Consider the following 849-nt stretch of genomic DNA (forward strand, 5'->3'; position numbering starts at 1 on the left):
AGACGGTCCTACTTCCGTATAAGGGGATGGGGTGTGCCAAGAACGCGGGTGTCTGATGATCGATACCTGCGGTGCTTTACCAAAGATGAAGGAAGGTCCTTCGGAGTCGGCTTGCAGGAGCGGGCTCCAAACCGCCACGAGCTGCGTGGGTAAAGAGCCTGCGTGGTGAGCGTCGCTGGAAAAAGGCAGGGATGAACTCTGTCAGGTAGGGATCGAAGAGACGAACGAAAGTGAACCGCTGATGACGTGTCGAGAATTTCACCAGAAGATGTCGAAACCGGGGAGCCCACTTGCTCCGGGACAAGGTTGGGCGGCGCCTGCTGACGGCCCAATCGGCATCCGGCATAAAGGCGGCGTGACTTCGATTCAGGCTTTGGTAAGGAACTTGGGAACCTGTCGTCCCGATGCGAAGGGAGAAATCCAAGCGGAAGGACTCCGCAAGGGTGAGAGTACCGATGCGGGGCACAGGGGCGGAGACGTTCGTAGTAGGGTTGAAGGCTCTGTAATGGGGTCGGACCGAAGGGGCGTCATCGTCCGGCTTTATGCTGCGGGCAACCCGCAAGGGGAGGACCTGCATGGATAAAGCGAAAGCGTTTTGTATTTCCAAACGTGAGGTGTGGGAAGCGTATCAGCAGGTGAAGGCCAACCGCGGGGCGGCGGGCGTGGATGGACAGTCGATGAAGGAATTCGAGGCGGATTTGAAGAACAATCTGTATCGGATCTGGAATCGGATGTCCTCTGGCAGCTACATGCCACCACCGGTCTTGCGGGTTGATATACCAAAGGACGGGGGTGCGGGAACGAGGCCGTTGGGGATACCGACGGTGATCTCATAATGCACCTCTCACA

General features: G+C 57.6%; 1 protein-coding gene. It reads left to right on the plus strand.

Features of this window, described 5'->3' with window-relative positions; all coding sequences use genetic code 11:
• Nucleotides 1–575: 575 nt before the first annotated feature.
• Nucleotides 576–836 carry a reverse transcriptase gene (locus CF68_RS34415; RefSeq protein WP_084187597.1) on the plus strand — a complete coding sequence of 87 codons (261 nt, stop codon included), beginning with the start codon at nucleotides 576–578 and terminating at the stop codon, nucleotides 834–836.
• Nucleotides 837–849 lie beyond the last annotated feature (13 nt).

The organism is Cupriavidus sp. SK-4, from assembly GCF_000611125.1.
Classification (GTDB): domain Bacteria; phylum Pseudomonadota; class Gammaproteobacteria; order Burkholderiales; family Burkholderiaceae; genus Cupriavidus; species Cupriavidus necator.

Coding starts and splice junctions, on each gene's coding strand:
- CF68_RS34415 (WP_084187597.1), top strand. CDS start 576: ATGGATAAAGCGAAAGCGTTTTGTATTTCCAAACGTGAGGTGTGGGAA.